Annotated in this window: 16 protein-coding genes; 8 read left to right on the top strand and 8 right to left on the bottom strand. The window is 69.5% G+C overall.

Translation table 11 applies throughout. The annotated features are described in order from the left end of the window. Positions 1 to 156 precede the first annotated feature (156 nt). Positions 157 to 990, bottom strand: coding sequence for an HAD-IIA family hydrolase (locus ACYU7G_RS06680; protein WP_461106064.1), 834 nt, complete (start codon positions 988 to 990; stop codon positions 157 to 159). 273 nt (positions 991 to 1,263) lie between these two features. Here ACYU7G_RS06680 and ACYU7G_RS06675 point away from each other — a divergent pair, with 273 nt between their 5' ends. Beyond that, the gene (locus ACYU7G_RS06675; RefSeq protein WP_461106062.1) at positions 1,264 to 2,232 is read left to right on the top strand and encodes a class I SAM-dependent methyltransferase; all 969 of its coding nucleotides are present in this window, start codon (positions 1,264 to 1,266) and stop codon (positions 2,230 to 2,232) included. A 1-nt stretch (position 2,233) separates the two neighbouring features. Here the strand turns inward: ACYU7G_RS06675 and ACYU7G_RS06670 are convergent, their stop codons facing one another. Beyond that, positions 2,234 to 2,986 (bottom strand): TVP38/TMEM64 family protein, encoded by a 753-nt coding sequence (locus tag ACYU7G_RS06670; protein WP_461106060.1) that lies wholly within the window; start codon positions 2,984 to 2,986, stop codon positions 2,234 to 2,236. Between the two features lie 48 nt (positions 2,987 to 3,034). Here ACYU7G_RS06670 and ACYU7G_RS06665 point away from each other — a divergent pair, with 48 nt between their 5' ends. The 6 genes from ACYU7G_RS06665 to ACYU7G_RS06640 all read left to right on the top strand — a co-directional run bounded on the left by ACYU7G_RS06665 (position 3,035) and on the right by ACYU7G_RS06640 (position 10,083). Continuing rightward, positions 3,035 to 3,808, top strand: a complete 774-nt coding sequence (locus ACYU7G_RS06665; protein ID WP_461106058.1) for an alpha/beta fold hydrolase — start codon at positions 3,035 to 3,037, stop codon at positions 3,806 to 3,808. Then, positions 3,805 to 4,539, top strand: a complete 735-nt coding sequence (locus ACYU7G_RS06660; RefSeq protein ID WP_461106056.1) for an esterase/lipase family protein — start codon at positions 3,805 to 3,807, stop codon at positions 4,537 to 4,539. The genes ACYU7G_RS06665 and ACYU7G_RS06660 overlap by 4 nt, the downstream gene beginning before the upstream one ends. A 182-nt stretch (positions 4,540 to 4,721) precedes the next feature. Further along, entirely contained in the window at positions 4,722 to 6,032 is a 1,311-nt protein-coding gene (locus ACYU7G_RS06655) for a S1C family serine protease (RefSeq protein ID WP_461106054.1), read from the top strand. A gap of 215 nt (positions 6,033 to 6,247) precedes the next feature. Continuing rightward, positions 6,248 to 7,111, top strand: a complete 864-nt coding sequence (gene serB, locus ACYU7G_RS06650; protein WP_461106052.1) for a phosphoserine phosphatase SerB — start codon at positions 6,248 to 6,250, stop codon at positions 7,109 to 7,111. A 76-nt stretch (positions 7,112 to 7,187) separates the two neighbouring features. Then, on the top strand, positions 7,188 to 8,702 hold the full coding sequence (locus ACYU7G_RS06645; protein ID WP_461106050.1) for an acetyl-CoA hydrolase/transferase family protein: 1,515 nt from the start codon (positions 7,188 to 7,190) through the stop codon (positions 8,700 to 8,702). Between the two features lie 184 nt (positions 8,703 to 8,886). Then, positions 8,887 to 10,083 (top strand): M20 metallopeptidase family protein, encoded by a 1,197-nt coding sequence (locus ACYU7G_RS06640; protein WP_461106048.1) that lies wholly within the window; start codon positions 8,887 to 8,889, stop codon positions 10,081 to 10,083. 24 nt (positions 10,084 to 10,107) lie between these two features. Here the strand turns inward: ACYU7G_RS06640 and ACYU7G_RS06635 are convergent, their stop codons facing one another. The 4 genes from ACYU7G_RS06635 to ACYU7G_RS06620 form a co-directional block, all read right to left on the bottom strand. Beyond that, positions 10,108 to 10,941, bottom strand: coding sequence for a carbohydrate ABC transporter permease (locus tag ACYU7G_RS06635; protein WP_461106046.1), 834 nt, complete (start codon positions 10,939 to 10,941; stop codon positions 10,108 to 10,110). Continuing rightward, positions 10,941 to 11,867 (bottom strand): carbohydrate ABC transporter permease, encoded by a 927-nt coding sequence (locus ACYU7G_RS06630; RefSeq protein WP_461106044.1) that lies wholly within the window; start codon positions 11,865 to 11,867, stop codon positions 10,941 to 10,943. The genes ACYU7G_RS06635 and ACYU7G_RS06630 overlap by 1 nt, the downstream gene beginning before the upstream one ends. A gap of 69 nt (positions 11,868 to 11,936) precedes the next feature. Beyond that, positions 11,937 to 13,250: an extracellular solute-binding protein gene (locus tag ACYU7G_RS06625; RefSeq protein ID WP_461106042.1), complete on the bottom strand. Its 1,314-nt coding sequence runs from the start codon at positions 13,248 to 13,250 to the stop codon at positions 11,937 to 11,939. Between the two features lie 106 nt (positions 13,251 to 13,356). Continuing rightward, on the bottom strand, positions 13,357 to 14,505 hold the full coding sequence (locus ACYU7G_RS06620) for an ROK family transcriptional regulator (protein ID WP_461106040.1): 1,149 nt from the start codon (positions 14,503 to 14,505) through the stop codon (positions 13,357 to 13,359). A gap of 106 nt (positions 14,506 to 14,611) precedes the next feature. On the opposite strand from ACYU7G_RS06620, the gene ACYU7G_RS06615 reads away from it, so the two are divergent. Continuing rightward, positions 14,612 to 15,856 (top strand): family 20 glycosylhydrolase, encoded by a 1,245-nt coding sequence (locus ACYU7G_RS06615; protein ID WP_461106038.1) that lies wholly within the window; start codon positions 14,612 to 14,614, stop codon positions 15,854 to 15,856. A gap of 131 nt (positions 15,857 to 15,987) precedes the next feature. Here the strand turns inward: ACYU7G_RS06615 and ACYU7G_RS06610 are convergent, their stop codons facing one another. Together ACYU7G_RS06610 and ACYU7G_RS06605 are read right to left on the bottom strand one after the other, a co-directional pair. Then, on the bottom strand, positions 15,988 to 16,716 hold the full coding sequence (locus ACYU7G_RS06610) for a hypothetical protein (protein ID WP_461106036.1): 729 nt from the start codon (positions 16,714 to 16,716) through the stop codon (positions 15,988 to 15,990). After that, positions 16,713 to 20,789, bottom strand: coding sequence for a right-handed parallel beta-helix repeat-containing protein (locus tag ACYU7G_RS06605; RefSeq protein ID WP_461106034.1), 4,077 nt, complete (start codon positions 20,787 to 20,789; stop codon positions 16,713 to 16,715). Before ACYU7G_RS06605 ends, ACYU7G_RS06610 begins: the two co-directional genes overlap by 4 nt. Positions 20,790 to 20,887: the final 98 nt, after the last annotated feature.

Genomic DNA, 20,887 nt, shown 5'->3' with positions numbered 1-20,887 from the left:
CTAGGTTTACCGGCATCGGTGATCAACCGGTGACTCCCGCCGGGGAGCCGGGCAGAGACGCAGGCGGAGCAGTTCGCCACCGCTGTGTCACTTCGCCACCGCTGTAGCGGAAGCAAAGTTACCGAGCGGTGGCGAAGGTCACGGGCCCCCAATCGATCAGCTGGCCCAGCCCAGCTCGGCCCAGACGTCGGCTGGCACCAACTCGTCGATCCGCTCGAGCACGTAGCTGGGCCGGTCCACGGGATCGGCGGCGGCGACGTCGTCGAGCGTGGAGTCGCCGGTGAGCGTCATCGCCGACGGCATGCCGGCCCGCACCGCCATCTGGATGTCGGTGGCCAGGCGGTCTCCAACCATCACGCAGCGCGCTGGGTCGACGTCGAGGCCGCGCAACGCCTCGGCCACCATGCTCGGGTCCGGTTTGCCGACGGTCTGCACGCACTTGGTGCCGGTGCAGGCCTCGATGGCGGCGACGATGGCCGCGCAGTCCGGCTCGCCGCGGCCGCCGGGGAACGGGCAGTACTTGTCCGGGTTGGTGGCCACGAGGATGGCCCGGCGGTGGAACCAGATGGCGTCGAAGGCGATCTGGAGTTTGCGGTAGTCGAAGCCACGGTCGTAGGAGGCGACGACGACGTCGATCTCGGCCGGGTCGTCACTCATGGCGATCCCCGCCTGCCGGAACGCGTCGACGATGGGCTGTTCCGCGATGGGGAACACCACCTTGCCGGGATGGTTGGCGAGCAGCCACCGGGTCATGGTGGCGACGGTGTTGGCGATGTCGGCGACGTCGGTGGGCAGCCCGAGACGGGTCAGCTTCTCCGCGTACTGCTCGGGCGCCTTGGTGGCATTGTTGGACAGGAACCGCACCGGGATGCGCCGTCGCCGCAGTTCCCCGACCAGACGCGCAGCGCCGGGGAGCAGTTCGTCGCCCAGGAAGATCGTGCCGTCGAGATCGAACAGGTAGGCGTCGAAGAACTGCGTCGGTCTTTCCATGCCAACCTCCTCGTTGCGCCCGCAACGATAGCCGCCCCTCGCCCACCCCCGCCGGGGCTGAAACGAATCATCAAGTGGTTGTGAGCCCGTTAACGGGCCCAGAACCACTTATCGAGTTCCTGCGCGACTGCCCAACCCCAGCTGAAACGAATCAACTCTGGATTGTTGGACCATAGACGGGCCAACAATCCAGAGTCGACATTTCGGACAGCGCCGGCTCCCGCACCGGCCGCCGAATCAGCGCCACCGCCGATCCGTGAGAACATCGAAGGCATGGACCAAATCGACGAGCTGATCCTCCGCGAATCCCCCACCGAGGCCTCGGCCATCGCCGTCATCGACGCACCGGGACTGGTGGAGCAGGCACTGGAGATCACCAGTGACGTGCGCGTTTGGTGCGACGACGTGCGGGACGCGGAGCTCGTGGACGAGGACCTGCTCATCGAGCACCCGGATGACCTCGCCGGCGTCGACCTCGCATGGGGCCACCTCCCCAAATCGCTGGCCGCGCTGGACCAGCAGTGCGCCAGCATCCAGGGTGCGCAGGACGTCACGTTCATCACGGGCGGCCGCGTCAAGCACATGAACAAGTCCATGAACGAGGTCCTCGGCAAGCACTTCACGGCGGTCAACGCCACGCTCGGCCACAAGAAGTCCCGCGCCCTGCGCGCCTGGGGACCGGCCGGCCTGCCGTCGGACTGGCCCAAGGCCCGGCTGAACGACGCGCTGGGCCTCACTCTCGTCGCCCACGGCGCAACGTTCTCCGGCACCAAGCTGGACCCCGGCACGCGGCTGCTGCTGGACAACCTCGCCGTCGAGGGCACCCGGGTGCTGGACTTCGGGTCCGGCAACGGCGTGATCTCCGCGTTCCTCGCCCGCCTCGGGCTCGAGGTGGAGGCCCGCGACGTGTCCTGGTCCGCCGTCGCCTCCACGCTGGAGACCGCCCAGGCCAACGACGTCGACGTGCAGGCCGCCTGGGTGGCCGGCATCGAGGACTACGACGACGACGCGCTCGACGCCATCGTCACCAACCCGCCCTTCCACCAGGGCACCACCAAGGACTCCACCGACACCCTGGACATGTTCATCGAGGCCAAGCGCGTCCTGCGTCCCGGCGGACAGCTGTGGTGCGTCTACAACTCGCACCTGCCCTACCGCCGGTTCCTGAACGAGCACCTCGGCGCCACCCGCGTCGTCGCGCAGGACCGCGCCTACACCGTCGTCGTCAGCACCCGCGACTGACTCACTCCTCCGACGGCTCACCCGCCGCCAACCGCGCACCGGGCAGCCCCTTGGCCGTGCCCTTGAGGCTGCGGTAGGACCAAACGGTCATCACCAGCACGACGGCCCACGCCGCCACCACCACCGCCCCGCGGGCCACCGACGGCGACGCCAGGAACGCGCCGATGGCCACCAGCGACACCTGCCCGGGGATGGCGGCCAGGCCGCTGGCGACGACGAAGTCGCGCTGCCTCACGCCGAACGCCCCGCTGCCGTAGTTGACCGGCCAGTAGGGCAGCCCCGGCATCAGCCGGAGCAGGAAGACCGCCTCGAACGCGTTGTCGTCCAGCCGACGCTCGATCCCCACCGCGCGCTTGCCCAACAGCCGCTCCACCGTCGCACGGCCGACGGCGCGGGCCAGCCAGTACGCCAGCCAACAGCCCAGCAGCACCCCCAGCACCGAGACCACGCTGCCCAGGATGGTGCCGAACAGGATGCCGGCGGCCACGGCCATGATGGTCACCGGGATGGGCGTCACCGCCACCAGCGCGTAGGCGCCGGCGAACACGGGCAGCGCCCACCAGCCGAACCCGGCGATCCGGGCGCGGACGTCGTCGATGGTCTCGCGGAGTTCGGAGATCGACGGCACCTTGACGTGCAGCACCAGCCACAGCATCCCCAGCGCCACCGCCACCAGCAGCCCGGTCTGCGCCACGTTGCGCCAGCGGAACCACTCGGTGGACTCCGCGGCGTCGCGCTGCTGTTGGTCACTCACGCCCCACAGTCTGGCACCCCGACCCGCCACCCATGAGAACATCTTCCGATGAGCGACTCCCCCGAGTTCACGGACAGGGCCGTCACCGTCCGCGGCCTCGAACTGCGGGTGCTGGACTCCGGTCCCGACGGCGACCCCTCCGCGCGCACCTTCGTCCTGGTCCACGGGCTGGGGGTGTCGTCGCTGTACTACCGCGAACTCGCCGAGGCCCTCTCCCCGCACGGCCGCGTCATCGCCGTCGACCTGCCCGGCTTCGGCCGCACCGACAAACCCGGACGGGCACTTCGGATGTCCCACTTCGCGATGGTGGTGGAGGACACCCTCGAAGACCTCGGCCTCGGCGACGCCGTGCTGATCGGCCACTCGATGGGCACCCAGGTGGTGGTCGAGACCCTCGCGCGCCGACCCGGCATCGCCAGTTCCGCCGTGCTCATCGGCCCCGTGGTGAACGAGCGGGAGCGTCGGGTCCCGTTGCTGGTGTGGCGGTTCCTGCAGTCGGTGCTCGCCGAGACGCCCGCGTCCGTGGCGCCGTCGATCCTGGCGTGGTTGCGCTGCGGGCCGCGGATGCTGCTGGACACGGTGCCCCCGATGGTGGACTACCGGCTCGAGGACCGCCTTGCCGAGGTCGACGTGCCAGTGGTGCTGCTGGCCGGCGCGAAGGACCGACTGGCGCCGCGCACCTGGCTCGACCGGCTCGCCCGAGCCGCCGGCGGCACTGCCCTGGTGGAGGTGGTGGCCGACGCCTCCCACCAGGTGATGGTCACCCACCCCGAACGGGTCACCGCCGCCATCCTGGGCCTCGCCCGCCGGGACGACGGATGACCCGGCCCAACAAGCTGCGCCGGGCCCGCGACGCCGCCGTCGACTGGGGCCTGGCGGCCACCGACCTCGCCACTGCCGTGTGGCGACGCGTCCGCCCGGGCCCCACCACCGTCGGCGAGGGAGAGCCCGACTGCCGCGAGATCCCCGTCGTGGTGCTGCCCGGAATCCTCGAGCCCTGGACCTACCTCGCGCCGCTGGGCAACTGGTTCGCCGCCCGCGGCCACCCCGTGCACTACGTCGAGACCCTCGGCTGGAACCTCGCCGACGTCGAACGCTCCGCCCGGCGCTGCCTCGCAGTCCTGCACGAGCGGGAACTCGAAGGCGCGGTCCTCGTCGCCCACTCCAAGGGCGGCCTGATCGGCAAGGCGGTGCTGGCACTCAGCGAAGCACCGGTGGGCATGGTCACCGTCGCCACCCCGTTCGGCGGCTCGACGCTGGGCGGCCGGCTGCAGCGGCTGCCGGGTCTGGGCCGCAGCCCGCTGGGGATGTTCCTGCCCGGCTCGGCGCAGCTGACCTCCTTGGCGGCCGAACAGCGGGTGAACGAACAGATCGTGTCCCTGGCGCCCGCGTGGGACCAGGTGATCCCCGAGGGCTCCCGCCTCGACGGCGCCACCAACGTCACCCTCGACGTCGCCGGACACTTCCGACCCGTGCGCGACGAACGGGTCTGGCGCACCATCCACGAGCACGTCCACCTGCTGGCGGGCCCGGGTCACCGACCCGGGGTGTGACCAGCGCTCGCGACACACCGGTCGGGCTGCACAGCTGAGCAGGCCCAGAGGCGTGTCCCGAGCGCTCGTCACGGCCCCTCGGAACACTTCGTTCCAGGTCACAGTCAAGGTTCAGGGCGTTCACAGCGAACTCACAGGCTCGGGAGGTTGATTTGGGTCAACGCCACAAGGAGATGACTGAGATGACCAACCCCAGCACCCCGGGACCGCAGTTCCAGCCCTCGTCCAACACGCACTGGAACCCCACCTTCGCCACGACGGCGAACCAGCCCGGCTACGCCGCCACCCCCACCCAGCCGACGATGCCCACGGTCCCTCGCGAGCTGGGCACGCCGTCGGCCCCGCCGCCCCGGGGCGAGGCCTCCTACGGCACCGCCCAGGCGTTCAGCACCAAGCCCCGCAAGCGCTCCGCCATCGCGGGTGTGCTGGCCGCGGCGCTGCTGGTGGTGGGCGGATCCGGCGCGGTGGGAGCCGCCACCGCGCTGTCCCTGGCAGGACCCGACGGCGGCACCACCGTCGCTGCCGGCTCCACCCAGGTGGTGCAGGCCGACCCCTCCAACCCGGACTGGGCCGCCACCGCCGCAGCCGTCGAGGACGCCGTCGTGGCCATCGAGGTCACCGGCATGAGCGGCAGCGGGCAGGGCTCCGGCGTCATCCTGGACTCGGCCGGCAACATCGTCACCAACAACCACGTGATCGCCGGCGGCGGCGCGCAGACGCAGATCACCGTCGTCATCGGCACCCGCGCCTACGAGGCGGAAGTGGTTGGGACCGACCCCTCCACGGACCTGGCCGTGATCCGCCTGCTGGACCCGCCGTCGGACCTGCAGACCATCGGCTTCGCGGACATCTCCGACCTCGCCGTCGGTGATCCCGTCATGGCCGTCGGCAACCCCCTCGGGCTGGCGGACACGGTCACCACCGGAATCGTCTCCGCCCTGGACCGCCCCGTCTCCACCCGCGCCGTGTCCAACAACGTCAGCAACTACGGCGACGGCGTGGTGGTCACCCCCGCCATCCAGACCAACGCCGCCATCAACCCCGGCAACTCCGGCGGCGCGCTGGTCAACTCCGCCGGTGAACTGGTGGGCATCACCAGCTCCATCGCCACCCTGACCTCGGGCAACAGCGAGTCCGGCAACATCGGCATCGGCTTCGCCATCCCAGTCACCCAGGTGAAGTACGTGGTGGACCAACTGCTCACCACCGGCGTCGCCCAGCACGCGCAGCTGGGGATCAGCGCCTCCGACGTCGAGGGCTCCAGCCAACTGGGCGCCCAGGTGGCCGAGGTGGTCTCCGGGTCCCCTGCGGACAAGGCCGGCCTGCGCACCGGCGACGTCATCAACGCCCTCGACGGCCGCCCGATCACCTCGTCCGAGTCGCTCGTCGCACTGATCCGCGCCTCCGAGGTGGGGCAGACCGTGACCCTGAACGTCATCCGCAACGGGTCCGAGGAGCAGGTGGAGGCGACCCTGACAGCCGCTGCGGGGTAGTCGACACGCCCGCCGCGCACCCACCCCGCCGGTCGAGTAGCTCGCACAGCGAGCGTGTCGAGACCCACCGAACGGGTCTCGACACGGGCGCGGGGCGCCCTACTCGACCAACGAGCGCGACACGGGCGCGAGGCACCCCACTCGACCAACGAGCGCGACCACGGGCGCCGGGCGCTCCACTCGACCAACGGGCGGGACCCGATAGCCTGACCCCCATGGAGACCCGCGTCGTTTTCGTCTCACCCACCCCGATCCTCGGTGAGCTGGTGGCCCTCGTCCCGGACCCGGGCGAGCGCGCCACCAGCAGCACCGAGCACTGGCACTCCATCACCGTGCTCTGCGACCACCCGGATCCCGACGCCCTCCGCACCCAACTCCGCGCGGCCGCGGGCGACGTCGCGGTGGCCGTCATCACCGGCCCGCTGGCCACGCAACCGGCGCGGCTCATCCTGTGCGACGTCGACTCCACCTTCACCACCACCGAGGCAGTCGACCTCCTCGCCGCCCACGCCGGCAGCGGCCCCCAGGTGGCCGAGATCACCGAGCGCGCCATGCGCGGCGAACTGGACTTCGAGGCCTCGCTCCGGGCCCGCGTCGCCACCCTCAAAGGCCTCCCCACAACGGTGTTCGACGCCGTGGGCCCGGCAATGACCCTCTCCCCCGGCGCCCTGGACATGGTGGCCGCGGCGCACGCGGTCGGCGCACTGGTGGGCGTGACGTCGGGCGGGTTCACCCAACTGGTCGACCCCATGGCGGCGGCCGCCGGCCTGGACTTCACCAACGCCAACGTGCTGGAGACCGAGGTGACCGACGGCGTCGAGGTGCTTACCGGGAACGTGACGGGCACCGTCGTGGACCGGGCTCAGAAGGCCCGCGACCTGGCCCGCTTCGCCGCCGCCCACGACGTCGACCCGGCACTGACCGTGTGCGTCGGGGACGGTGCCAACGACCTGGACATGCTGGAGGCGGCCGGGCTGGGAGTCGCCTACTGCGCCAAGCCCATCACCGCCGAGCGCGCCGACGTGGCCGTCGCCTTCCCCAGGTTGGACGCGATTGTACCCATCGCCCTCCAGCGCTGAGGTGGGGGGTGGCCTGAAATCCTCCGGTGGCGCCTCCCTAGGGTGAGGTCACAGGATCGGATTCCAGGAGGAAGAAATGTCGGCTCGCATCCGGAACGAGGCGCTGCGTTCCAAGGTCATGACCGCTGCCGAGGCCGCGGCGCTCGTGCAGGACGGCTGGACCATCGGGTTCTCCGGCTTCACCGGCGCCGGCTACCCCAAGGCTTTTCCCGGTGCGCTGGCCGAGCGGATCAACGCCGCCCACGACGCCGGTGACCCCTTCCGCGTCAACGTCCTGACCGGGGCCTCCACCGCGCCCGAACTCGACGGCGCACTCGCCCGCACCGGCGGCGTCGGCATCCGGGTGCCGTACCAGTCGGACCCGGACATGCGCGGGGCCATCAACGACGGCACCAGCGACTACCTGGACGTCCACCTGTCCCACGTCGGGCAGCAGGTGCGGCGCGGCTACTTCGGCAACCTGGACCTCGCCGTCGTCGAGGTCACCGCCATCACCTCCGACGGCAAGCTCGTGCCCTCGTCGTCGGTGGGCGCCAACCGCACCTACCTGGAGTGCGCCGAGCGGATCATCCTCGAGGTCAACTCGTGGCAGTCCGAGGACCTGCGCGGCATGCACGACATCTTCTACGACGTCGGCAACCTGCCCCCCAACCGGGTGCCGCTGCCCATCCGCAGCGCCGCCGACCGGATCGGCCAGCCCGTCTTCGACGTCGACCCGGCCAAGGTGGTGGGCATCATCGAGACCGACAGTGCGGACCGCAACACGCCGTTCAAGCCCATCGACGACGGCTCGAAGGCGATCGCCGGCTACCTGCTGGACTTCCTCGGCGACGAGGTGCGGCGTGGGCGGCTGCCGGAGAACCTGCTGCCGCTGCAGTCGGGTGTGGGCAACATCGCCAACGCGGTGCTGGCCGGGCTGGCCGAGGGGCCGTTCGAGAACCTCACCTCCTACACCGAGGTGATCCAGGACGGGATGGTGGACCTGCTGGACTCGGGCAAGCTGACCGTGGCCTCGGCCACGGCGTTCTCGCTGAGCCCGGAGTACGCGGAGCGGATGAACCGCGAGGCCGCGACCTACCGGGACAAGATCATCCTGCGGCCGCAGGACGTGTCCAACAACCCGGAGGCGGTGCGACGGCTGGGCGTGATCGCGTGCAACGGGCTGATCGAGGCAGACATCTACGGCAACGTGAACTCCACCCACATCATGGGTTCGAGGATGCAGAACGGGATCGGCGGCTCGGCCGATTTCGCCCGCAACGCCTACCACTCCATCTTCGTGACGCCGTCGACGGCCAAGCGGGGCGCCATCTCGTGCATCGTGCCGATGGTGAGCCACGTGGACCACTCGGAGCACTCCACCTCGATGTTCATCACGGAGCAGGGCATCGCGGACCTCCGCGGCCTGGCCCCGCGCAAGCGCGCCAAGGCCATCATCGAGAACTGCGCCCACCCGGACTTCAAGGAGCCCCTGAGGGAGTACGTGAAGCTGGCGGAGAAGAAGGCCAACGGCATGCACACGCCGCACGACCTCGCCTCCGCGCTCGGCTGGCACGTGCGCTTCCTCGAGACGGGTTCCATGCGGGTCTGAGCTGCGGTCTACTCGGCGAGACTCTGCTGGTGTAGCGATGTGTACCCGTTGTGACCGGTTACCGCCGGCTCAAGTCCAACGAGTGCTCTGATATCAGAGCAATGTGCCTGCCGGGAGGCCAGACCCCAGCCGAACATCCGGACCGGCCCCTGGCCTCTGGCGGGGCGTGTGTAAGGATGAGGTCGTGAGCATCCTGGACTTCACCCGCAGCATCGACGCCGAACTCGTGGCCCTGCGCCGCGAGCTCCACCAGATCCCGGAGGTGGGGCTGCAGCTGCCGCAGACCCAGGCCCGGATCCTGGAGGCGCTGGAGGGCCTGCCGCTGGAGATCACGCTCGGCAAGACCGTCACCAGCGTGGTGGCCGTGCTCCGCGGCGCGATCCCCACCGACGGCAAGCGCCCCGTCGTCCTGCTGCGCGGCGACATGGACGCGCTCCCCGTCGAGGAGGCAACCGGTCTGGACTTCGCCTCCACCAACGGCGCCATGCACGCCTGCGGCCACGACCTCCACATGAGCATCCTCGTCGGCGCGGTGCGCGCGCTGTGCGAGGTGCAGGACCAGCTCGCCGGCGACGTGATCTTCATGTTCCAGCCCGGCGAGGAGGGCGTGGACGGTTGCCGCTACATGCTCGAGGAGGGCCTGCTCGACGTCGCGGGTTCGCGTCCCGACCACGCCTACGCCATCCACGTGTGGAGCGCCACCGAGCCCTACGGCACGTTCTCCACCAAGCCCGGCACCGTGATGGCGTCCTCCGACGTGGCGCGGGTCCGCGTCGTCGGCTCCGGCACCCATGGCTCCACCCCGCACCTGGGCAAGGACCCGGTGCCGGCGCTGGCCGAGATGGTCACCGCCACCCACGCGATGGTGACGCGCGAGTTCAGCATCCACGACCCGGTGGTGGTCACCACCGGTCTCCTGCAGGCCGGCACCATCGCCAACGTCATCCCAGAGGACGGCCGCCTCGAGGCCACGCTGCGGACGTTCTCCGACGAGGCCCACACCAAGCTGCTCGAGCGCATCCCCCAGCTGTTCGAGGGCATCGCCCAGGCCCACGGCGTCAAGGCCGAGTACAGCCTGCTGGAGCAGTACCCCGTCACCGTCAACGACCCGGCCGAGGCGGACCACGTCGCCGCCACCATCACCGAGATGTTCGGTGCCGAGCGCCACAACCGCTGGGACAAGCCCCTCGCCGGCGCGGAGGACTTCTCCCGCATCCTGCAGGAGGCACCCGGGTGCTTCATCGGGCTCGCCGCCACCCCGCCCGACGCCGACCCCGCCACCGCGCCCTTCAACCACTCCGCCTACGCCAACTTCGACGACGGCGTGGTGGCCGACGGGGCCGCGCTGCTGGCGCAGCTGGCCTTCGGCCGCCTGACCTGAGCCCAGCGGCTGGGGCCTGCCGGATCAGCCCTTCACGGCGCCGCTGACCATGCCGGAGGTCATCCGGTTCTGCACGAAGGCGAAGATCAGCATGACGGGCAGGGCGATCAGGGTGGAGCCGGCCATCACGCCGCCCCAGTCGGAGCCGCGCAGGCCCTGCTGGAACGACTGCAGCCACAGCGGCAGTGTCTGCGCGGTGTCCCGCGACAGGACGATCAGGGCGAGGGTGTACTCGTTCCAGGAGTGCAGGAACCCGAAGACGCTGGTGGAGACCAGTCCGGGGGCCAGCAGCGGGAGCGTCACCTTGATGAAGGCCTGGGTGCGGGTGCAGCCGTCCACCATGGCGGCCTGCTCGAGCTCCTCGGGGATGCCCTGCACGAAGCCGCGCAGCATCCAGATCACGAACGGCAGGATGCCGCCGATGTAGAGCAGCGAGAGGCCGGCGACCGAGTTCAGGAGGTTCCAGCCATCCAGCATCCGGTACTGGGAGATGAACAGTGCCTCGGCCGGGATCATCTGGATCACCAGGATGGCGATCACCAGGTAGCGGCGGGAGCCGAACCCGAACCGGGTGAGTGCGAGCGCGGCCAGTAGCGAGGCCACCGTCGTGACGGTGACGACGATCACCGCGGTCCCGAGCGACATGCCCAGCGATGACCAGAACGTCGGATCCGTCAGCACGCCGTGGAAGTGTTCCAGTGTTGGCGGTGTGGGCAGGAGGTTGGGCGGCGCGGCCAGCAGGTTGCGTTCCTCCTGGAACGCCGAGTTCAGCATCCAGTAGACGGGCAGCAGCCAGACCAGGGCCCCGAGGACGAGGATCGTGTTGATGACGATCCGGGCGTAGAGCTTGGGGCGCATCAGATTTCTCCCTGCTGCTTGAAGAGCATCTGGATGTAGCGCGCGGTGATGGCCAGGGTCACCAGCAGGATGACCGTCGCGATCGCCGAGGCGCTGCCGTAGTTACCCTGCGAGATGCCCACCTGGTAGACGTAGGTGCCCAGCAGGTTGGTCTCGCTGGAGATGCCGCCCGACTGCTGGAGGACGTGGATCTGGGTGAACACCCGCAGGTCCCAGATGACCTGCAGCACGCCGATCAGGGAGACCACGGGCATGATCGTGGGCATGATCACGTGCTGGAGTCGCTTCAGGTAGCCGGCGCCGTCGAGCGACGCGGCCTCCAGCTGCGCGTCGTCCACCTGCGTCAGCGCGGCGTAGATGGAGATGGTGGCCAGCGGCATGGAGGCCCAGATGATGGTGGCCGAGGCCACCAGGTAGAACGTCCAGAAGCTGCTCGCGAGCCAGGAGAAGCCCTGGAACTGGGTGAGCCCGATGCTGGACAGGATGAAGTTCACGAGCCCGAAGTTCGGGTCCACCAGCCACTGCCACACGGTCAGCGCCGCCAGCAGCGGCATCGCCCAGACGATGACGAGGGCGACGTTCATGATGCCCCGGGCCACCCCGCTGGCCTCGCGCATCAGGAGTGCGAAGCCCACCGCGAACAGCATGGTCAGGCCCGCGGTCCACACGCAGAAGGCCAACGACTTGGCCAGCACCGTCCAGAAGTACGGGTCCCGGAGGATCTCGAGGTAGTTGCCGAATCCCACCCACTCGGGCGGCTGGCCGAACTGCTGGGCCAGCCCGAACTCCTGGAAGGACATGACGAACTGGCGCGCCATCGGGTAGCCCAGGACCACCAGCACCAGGATGATCGCGGGCGCCAGCAGGGCGTAGGGGGCGAGCCGGTGCGTCAGGGGCGAGCGCCGTTGTGCCGCGGGTGCCGACATGGTTGGATCCTCACAGTCAGTGGCTGGGTGGGCGCGGAGTGAGGCCCCGCACCCACCCGGGGGGATGGGTCAGGAGTTCAGGACGTCCTGGACCTGGCTGCCGTAGTCGGCGGCCACGGAGGCGACGTCGCCGCCCTGGGCGATCGCGGTCCAGAAGTCGCGGATCAGGTTGTTGCCGGAGGCCACGCCCCACTGCGGGGTGTTCGGGGTGGTCTTGGAGTTCTTCACGACGTCGGCCGCGATCTCGCCGAAGGCGCCGGCGACGGTGTCCCCGTAGGAGGTGTTGCCGGAGACCCAGCCGGCCTCGCCGAGGAGGGTCTGGAACTCCTCGCCGAAGATGATCTTCAGCGCCTCGCGGGCGAGCTCGGGGTTCTTCGCCTTGGCCGCGAGGGAGATGTGCGAACCGCCGGCGAAGGTCTGGCCCACCTCGCCCTCCTCGAGACCCGGGATGGGCATGACTCCCACCTTGTCCGCGTCCCACAGGGCCTGGTCGATCTTGGTACCGATGTTGCCGGTACCGATGAGCATGCCCACCTTGTTCTCGTTGAAGTACTTCTCGAACGCCTTCTGTGAGGCCTGGGAGTCCAGTGCGTAGGCGGTGCCGTAGGCGAAGACCCGGCTGATCCGCTCCAGCGCCTCCTGCGACTTCGGGTCGGTGAGCTTCTCCTGCCAGGCGTCGCCCTCGAGGGTGGCCCAGTCGCCGCCACCGGCGAAGAGCATGGAGTTGGCGCCGTGGACGTCGACGGCGGCGAGGTACATGCCGGAGAAGCCCTCGACGCCCTCCGGGTTCGCGGCACCCAGGTCGATCGCGGCCTGCGCGAACTCCTCGATGGTGCCCGGGACCTCGATGCCTGCGGCCTCGAGCAGGTCCTTGCGGTAGAAGACGCCGCGGGCACCGGCGTACAGGGGCAGCGAGTAGAGCGCACCCTCCCAGCTGCCGGACTCGATGAAGCTCGGGATCAGGTCGTCGCCGCCGAGCTCGTCGTACATGTCGTCGACGGGGGCGAACGCACCGACGCTGCCGAAGGTGGAGGACTGGGTGTTGCCGGTCTCGACGAGGTCGGGGCTCTCCGAGTCGGATGCGAGCGAGGTCTGCAGCTTGGAGACGATGCCGTCCCAGGGCTGGATCTCGACGGTCAGGGTATTGCCGGGGTTGGCGTCGGCGAACGCGGTCTCCAGGTACTCGATCGCCTCGTCGGCGATTGAGCCCTCCATGAACCAGACGCGGACGTTCTGGCCGGTGACCTCGCCTCCGGCGGTGCTTCCACCGTCGGCGGTCTGGCCCGGTGTGGTCTCTCCCGAGCAGGCCACCAGTGGCACGACGGCGGCGGCGCTGATGCCGGACAGGGCCAGCAGGCGGCGGCGGGAAATCGTGTACGACATCATCGTCTCCTCATGTGCGACGGGCATGAACCCTCATGCCTTTCCAGTGGGAACAGTCTGCGCGACGACTCTCGCAAGTGTCAAGATGCGTGACACTTCTGTTATATCAGACCCCAGCGGCCCGGACGATGTCCTCGACCAGGCCCTCGTCCGCCCGCAGGATGTGCAGACCCGCGCGGGCGACGGCCGACGGGTCCTGGGACTCGACGGCGGTCAGGACGCGCAGCCCACGCGTGGCCAGCGGCAGCGCGCGGTTGCGCACGGTGCGGGCGACGGGCTCGGTGAGGATCTCCCCGGAGCCGGCCAGCTCGCCGCCCACCACCACGACGTCGGGATCCACCAGGTTGAAGACCCCGACCATCGCGCGCCCCAGGAAGACGCCGATGTCGGCCACCAGCGCGCGGCACGCGTGCGAGCCCTCCAACGCCTTGCTCACGAGTTCGGCGATGGTCGCACCCGGGCCGAGGATCGCACTCGCACGGGCCTCGACGGCGCGCTGACCCACGTACTGCATGAGGCAGCCCTGGTTGGCGCACGAGCACGGGATGCCGTCGGGCTCGATGCTGACGTGGCCGAGCTCACCGGCACCACCGTGACCGCCCTGCACGATCCGACCCTCCAGCACCTGACCCATCGCGACGCCGTGCGAGAGGTGCACGTAGACCAGGTTCCTGGGCCGCTGCCCGCTCACGGCAAGGTGTTCCACCAGGCTCATGAGGCGGGCAGTGTTCTCCAGCAGCACCGGGACACCACCCAGGAGCTCCTCGAACGCCTCACGCGGATTGGTGCCCGCCCACATGCTGGAGGCCTCACCACCGATGACCTCGCCGGAGCGGACGTCCATCTGGGTGTTGACGGCCACGTGGGCCGCGTGCACCCGCGGGTCGCCGAGTTCCGCGAGCAGCTTCCGCACCAGCCGGGCAGCGTCGGCGAGCCGCACGGAACCGGGCTCGTTGACGCCCTCGACGGAGTGGTCCTCGCGCAGCACCCGGCCATCGGCACCGCCAATGGCCACCACGGTGCCACTGATCCGGAACACCACCGAGACCAAGACCCCGAGGCCGTCGGTCACTGAGACCTTGGACTTCAGCCCGCCGCCGGTCTCCTCCGCCACCAGGCCCGCTTCCAGCAGGCCGGAGACGACGTTGGTGACGGTGGTCCGGGACACCGAGAGCACCCGGGCGAGGTCCGCCCGGTGCATCGGCCCCTGGGAGATGAGCGCGGCGACGGCACGCTCCCTGTTGGTACTGAGCACGACTACCTCCAATCCTCCACCCATCTTGACATGTCTCACCTCCAGTTCGACCATTAACCCAGAACTGTTTAGAATCGTGACACTCGCTTGAAAGGGTGTTCCCACCATGTCGACGACCAGATGCTGCGACGACGCGGCATGCCCGGCCCCCCTCATCCCGGGTCCGGACGCGCCCCTGGAACCGCGCCACACCTGGCGCGGTCTCATGCTGGACTCGGCTCGCACGTTCTGGTCCGTGACCGAGGTCTGCGAGCTGCTCGCGGTGATGGCCCGCTACCGGCTCAACGTCCTGCACTGGCACCTGACCGACGACGCCGGCTGGCGGTTCGCCGTCCCGGGCTACCCACGCCTGCTCGACGTCGCGGCGCAGCTGCCGCGCGAACCGTTCGAGTGGTACGACAACGTGGACCACGACAAGCGCCGTGCCGCACTCGACTCCGCACCGTCGGGGTCATCGCACGGCTGGTACAGCGATGACGACATCCGCACGGTCCTGCAGTGCGCGGCCGGCCACGGGATCAGCGTGCTGCCGGAAGTGGACCTGCCCGGCCACATGGGCGCCGTGATCCGGGCCTACCCGAACCTGGGCGACCCGGCTCTTGCCGGGCGCCCGCCGCAGGAGTGGACCCACCGCAACGACCTGTTGTGGCCCGGCGACGAGGCCGAGGCGTTCGTCGTCGCAGCGCTGGATCGGGTCGTCGAGTTGTTCGACCATCCCCTGGTGCACATCGGCGGCGACGAGTGCGACTACCGCGTTTGGGAGGCGGACGCGTCGCTCATGGCCCGCATGGCAGAACTCGGGACCCCCGACGCCCGGGCCATCCAGGGACGGTTCACGGAACTGGCCCGCCGCCGGCTGGCCTCACACGGCCGCGGGATCGCCGCCTGGGACGAGGTCACCGAGACCCCGATCCGGGGCGACGAGGTGGTCATCGGATGGCGCGACGACGTCGGTGTGCCGGCCGCGCGGGACAGCGGCAACCCCTGGGTGTTCGCGGACGCCGCGCTGCTGTACCTGAACCGGCTGGCCGGGCCCGTCGAGACCGAGCCGGCCGGGATGTTCGGCGTCATCTCCCCCGCGGACATCGCGCGGGCGCCTGTCCCCGAGCACCCGAAACTGCTGGGCGTCCAGGCTGCGGTCTGGTGCGAGTTCCTCCCGGACCGTGCGCGCCTGCACTACCACCTGTTCCCCCGTCTCCTCGCGGTTGCCGAGCTGGCCTGGAGTGGACCGCTGCCCGACGACGCGCTGCCGGACTTCGAGGAGAGGCTGCGCGCCGAGGCCGACTGGCTCGAGCGCCACGGCCTGGTGGGCCGTCCGATGGACCCCGTGGCGGCGACGGCGTCCCGCTGACACTGTGGGGCGGGCCGTCCGTGGGCTCACGTGGGCCGTCGTGGAGCGGGGATTCGGGGTCCTCGGTGTGGTGATCCGGATGCTTCACCAGCAGTAACGCCACACCCAAGCGCCCCCGCCTGATTCACCGGTCAACCGCCGATGCGACGCTCCAGTTCCGCTGCGTAGCGCTGGGTCGCGAGCTGGCTCGCCGCCGCCTGCACCACCTCGTCGAAGGGCACCAGGTCCCCGTCGGTGCGGCTTTCACAGGTGACCTGCAGCTGCGTCCCGTCGGGGAGGTCCACCACCACCTGCTCGCCCTCCTCGAGTTCCAGGGCCGCGGCCACCAGGAGGTCGTTGGCCTCCTGCAGGCGGCGGACGCTGTCCTCGTCGATGGTGAGGGAATAGCTGTCCCCCGCCCTGCCGTCGCGCCAGGGGACGACGGTGACGACGATGCGGTCCTGGCGCTCGAACTGCTCGGGGTTCTCGTCGTAGAAGGCCCGCACCTCGTCCGGCCCCAAGGAGTCCCTCACGTCGGAGCGCAGGTCCTCCTCGATCGCGGCCAGCCACTCCTGGTAGAAGTTCCAGAAGGACAGGGACGTGGGTCCGTAGGGGTCGCTGCCCTCGGCCTGCAAGGCCCGCAACTCGTCCACGGTCACCGGCTCCTGGTGACCCGCCTCGGACGCCCACTCGAGCACCGCGACGTCGTGGGCCTCCCGCGCGGCGCGCGCGTCGCCCGGGACACCCTCGGCCTCGTCGTGCACCGCGTGCACCGTCTGGCGGATCACCTCCGCGTCCGACGGTGCACCGCAGCCCACGAGCAGGGCCGACAGGGCGGTGAGCACGAGCACCACCGCCCTGCCGGCCACGGACATGGTCACGCCTTGAAGCGGACGATGTTGTTCAGCACCCAGGCCTCGTCGTGCCGGTGGGACCAGTTGCCCGAGGCGTCCTGCGTCGAGGAGATGACGTCAGCCCGGACCCAGGAGCGGCAGCCGTTGCGCCCGGTGACGGGGGTGTCGCACTCGGTGCGCCACTGGCGTCCGTCCGCGGCGGTCCACTCCCCCGTGTTGGCCAGCGGGTTGTCTCCCCAGGCGGCCCTGGTCATGCGTGACAGGTAGGTGAGGTTGTTGAAGACCCAGCCGTTCGCCTGGACGAACCGCTCGCCGGTCCACTCCACCTGCGTCGCCCAGATCTCCGTGCGGCAGCGAGTGGTCTGTGAGTACGGCTCGCACTCGGTGTACCACCAGCGGCCGTTGACAATGTGGAAGCCAGGCGTGGAGTAGACGTCCACCTCGACGGGGACCGTCACGGTGGCAGTCGCGCTGGGGCTCGGTGCCACGGTGGGCTCCTGCGAGGGCTCCTCGCTGGGCTCCTCCGACGGCTCCTCACTGGGCTCCTCACTGGGCTCCTCCGACGGCTCCTCACTGGGCTCCTCCGACGGCTCCGGCGAGGGCTCCGGCGTGGGGCCGTCCTCGGCGACGTACTGCACGGCACCGACGGTGATGCCCTCCGAGGCCGACCCGCTCCAGTCCGGCAGGGGGCTGCCGAGGAAGTCGGTGTCGTAGGAGACGCCGTCGATCTCGGGCATGACGCGTCCGGCCGCGAAGTCGATGCTCTCGCCCTCGAGCGCCAGTGCGTGGATCTCGGTGGGGCTCAGGTGGCGGCGGTCGGTGCTGGTGCCACCGAAGTGGTCGAGCACCTCCTCGATGCTGACGCCCGCGCCACGCAGGGCGGAGTCCTCGCCGGGGACGTAGCCCGCGAACAGCTCGGGGGCGGTGCTGCCTGTGCGGGGGCCGGCCGTGTCGTCCACGGGCACGGTGCCCAGGCCGGGCAGTTGCGGCTCTCCGGTGATGGCCTGCTCCTCCTCGGCGGGCACCGTGATGCCGCCGAAGTAGGAGTTGTTGAACAGCTTCGCCTTGGTCTTCATCGTCTCCGCCTCACCCACGTAGAACGGCTGTCCGGCCGGGTAGTGGAAGACGTTGTTGAACAGGAAGATCTCACGGTTCCCGGTTCCGGCGGCGGAGTTGGCGAGGTCCAGGACGCCGCCACGCGGCCCCACGAGCTTGGTGTCCGAGTAGATCGTGTTGTTGTAGATCATGGTGCCGGCGGCGGTGCCGCGGGCGAACTCGAACGTCTTGTCCGCGTCATTCTGGCTGATGTTGTAGCGGATGGTGGGCGCGGTGTGCGGGAAGCCGTTCATGATCAGCATGAACCCGCCCTCGTTGTTGTGCGAGTAGTTGTACTGCGCCACCGTGTAGGCGGACACGTGGTCGGTGTCCATGCCCTGCCCGTCCTGCACGCCGTGGGTGTGCGACACCTCGTTGAACTGCATCACGGTGTTGGTGGTCTCGAACGGCCAGATGCCCGCGTTGTAGCCGGTGTTCTGGTAGCGCGAGTGACGGGCAAGGTTGTGCTCGATCAGGGTGCCGTCGGTGTCGCGCACCGTGATGGCGTCGCCACCCATCCAGCGGGTCACGTTCTCCCGGATCACGACGTTGGTGGAGGGGTACCAGTTCAGCGGCACGTTGGGCGAGTTGATGGCGGACTGGTTGGCCCACACGGAGCTGACCAGCTTGATGCCGGAGCGGTCGACGCGCTCCAGCACGTTGCCCTCGATGAGGACGTCGTCGTACTTGGTGGGCACGCCCAGCAGTTCGTGGTCCACGATGGTGCCGCGGACGTCGAAGAAGATGCCGCCGTTCCACTTGGCCGCGAGGTTGCCGTTGACGTCGTGGATGTAGAGGTCACGGACCTTGAGTCCGCGCGCCACCCCGAAGTCCTCGGCGAACACGTTGACCGCGCGCAGCATCTTGGAGCGGTTGTCGTTGCCGTTGAGATCGAAACCGTCCTCGAAGCCGGGGTCGGTGTTGGTGATCTCCAGGTCCTGCAGGTGGACGTACTCCTGGTTGTACAGCTCGACGACGTTCTCGACGGCGCCGGCGGCGTTCAGCTGGGGGCGCTCACCCTCGCCGTAGGCGCCGACGACGATCGGCTCCTCGGCGGTGCCCGAGCCGCGGAAGCGCAGGGCTGCGGCAGCGCCCTCGAGCGAGGTGCCGCGCTTCAGCAGGATCTGGTCGCCGGGGTTGAACGTGCGGTCCAGGTTTTCCAGGCTCACCCAGGCCTCCTCCGGCGAGAGGCCGGAGTTGGCGTCGTCACCCGAGGCGGGGTCGACGTGGTAGGTGCGACCCTCAGTCTCGACGGACACGAAGTTGGCCACAAGGGTGACGTCGGTCTCGGTGCCCTCCGGGACGACGAAGCGGCCGTCGGTGATGGCCTGCCCGTCGAAGGACATGGACTCGAACTCGTAGCCGCCCTTGGGGTGGACGGTCCAGGTGAGCACGGCACCGGCGGAGGTGCGGTACTCCGAGAGCACCACGGCACCGCTGGCGAGGTCAGGGTCCGCGACGCCGTCGGCGCTCACCTGCACGGTGGCGTCCACCAGGACCGGGTTGCGGCGCACGATGACGTTGTCCACCGCTACGGCGGCACCCTGGGTCATGTTGACCACGGCGAAGCCCGGCGCGGTGCCGGACCACTCCGACGGGTCAGGGTTGCTCCAGCTCAGCAGGGGCGCGCCGTTGGAGGTGACGGAGACCACGCCGTCGGTGACGTCGATGAGGATGGTCTGCGCCGTCTGGTTGAAGGCGTGGTTGACGGCGGCGAGCTCCACGTTGCCGCCCTCGGAATCGAGGTGGCGCAACAGCGCACGGCTGCCGTTGAGCGCCAGCACGTAGCGGTCCGCGAGGCGCTCCCCGACCTGGAAGGCGATCTGGACGGTGCCCGCGACGGCGTTCGTCTTGCGGATGTCGAGCTGCACCTGGTGACTGCTGGGCTCGCCCCACTCCGAGTTGTCCACCAGCGCCGAGGCCGGGGTGGCGTCGGGGGTGATCACCAGCTCGCCGTCGGTGACGGTGAACTCGCTCTCGTCGGTGAGGGTGTAGTGGCCGTGCTCGTTGAGCTCGCCGGTGAAGTAGTCCTTGAACAGGGTGTCGGGGTCGGACGGCTCGTCGACGAACTTGGCGACGATGGTCACGCTGCCCGTCTTGGGGTCCAGCGTGAAGCGGTTGTCGGTGATGGTGAGCAGCCCGTCGGTGCTGGTGCCGGTTTCAGTGACGAAAGACTCGTAGCCGTCGAAGACGTAGCCGGGGTTGACGGTGTGGCTGAGGGTGACCTCGTCGCCGGTGTCGCCGCTGAGGCGGTTGGCGGTGAGGGTTCCACCGGCGGTTGCGGGGTCGGTGTCCTCCACCCCGTTGGTGGTGGTCTTCAGCGTCACCTCGAACTCACCGGTGGGTTCGGGCTCGGTGGTGGTGACCACGACGTTGTCGATGCTCCAGTCCTGCGCCGGGTACTGACTGGCGAAGACCAGGCGCCCCTGCGGTGCGGCCGCAGTGCCGGCGTCGGCGACGTCGATCACCTGCGTGCCGTTGATGCTCGCCGTCACATGGTCGCCTGCGACGGAGATGCTCATGTGGTGCGGCTCACCGTCGGTGTTGGTGGGCAGGGAGTAGTCCTCCACGACTGCGATCCTGCTGCTCGTTCCACCGGAGACCTGCTCGAGGAAGAGCTGCTCCTGGACAGGGTTGTAGGTGACCTGGAAGCGGTCGGATCCCTGCGCATCGGCGAAGAAGCCGAACTTGTTGTGGGCATTGGTGTTGCCCTGGTGCAGCCAGAAGTCGACATCGAGGGTGAAGTCGTCAGCAAGGATGTCCTGGTTCGAGAGGATCCGGTTCTCCGGACCGCCACCGCGAATGGTGGCGACACCGCCGGCGAACGAGACCTCGGAGGCGACGTTCGCCGTGGTGGGGATCCACCCGGCCCCGTCGGCGTTGGAGAAGTCCTCCGAGAACACCACGCGCGCCTCCTCGGCACTCGCCGGGGTCACGGGGCCCATCACGAAGCCGGTCAGCAGGAGGGTTACGGCGCTCAGCGCCGCCAAGAGACGTTTGGTCATAGTCATCCCCATCGATGAAGGTGTTATGTTTCGTGACACTTTAGGACGCGACGCATGCCATGGCAACTCCTCACCTCACGGTTTGTGACAGAGTTGCG

This window comes from Tessaracoccus terricola (assembly GCF_054776555.1).
Note: the sequence above shows the minus strand (reverse complement) of the source record. Positions and strands in the feature narration are given on the sequence as shown.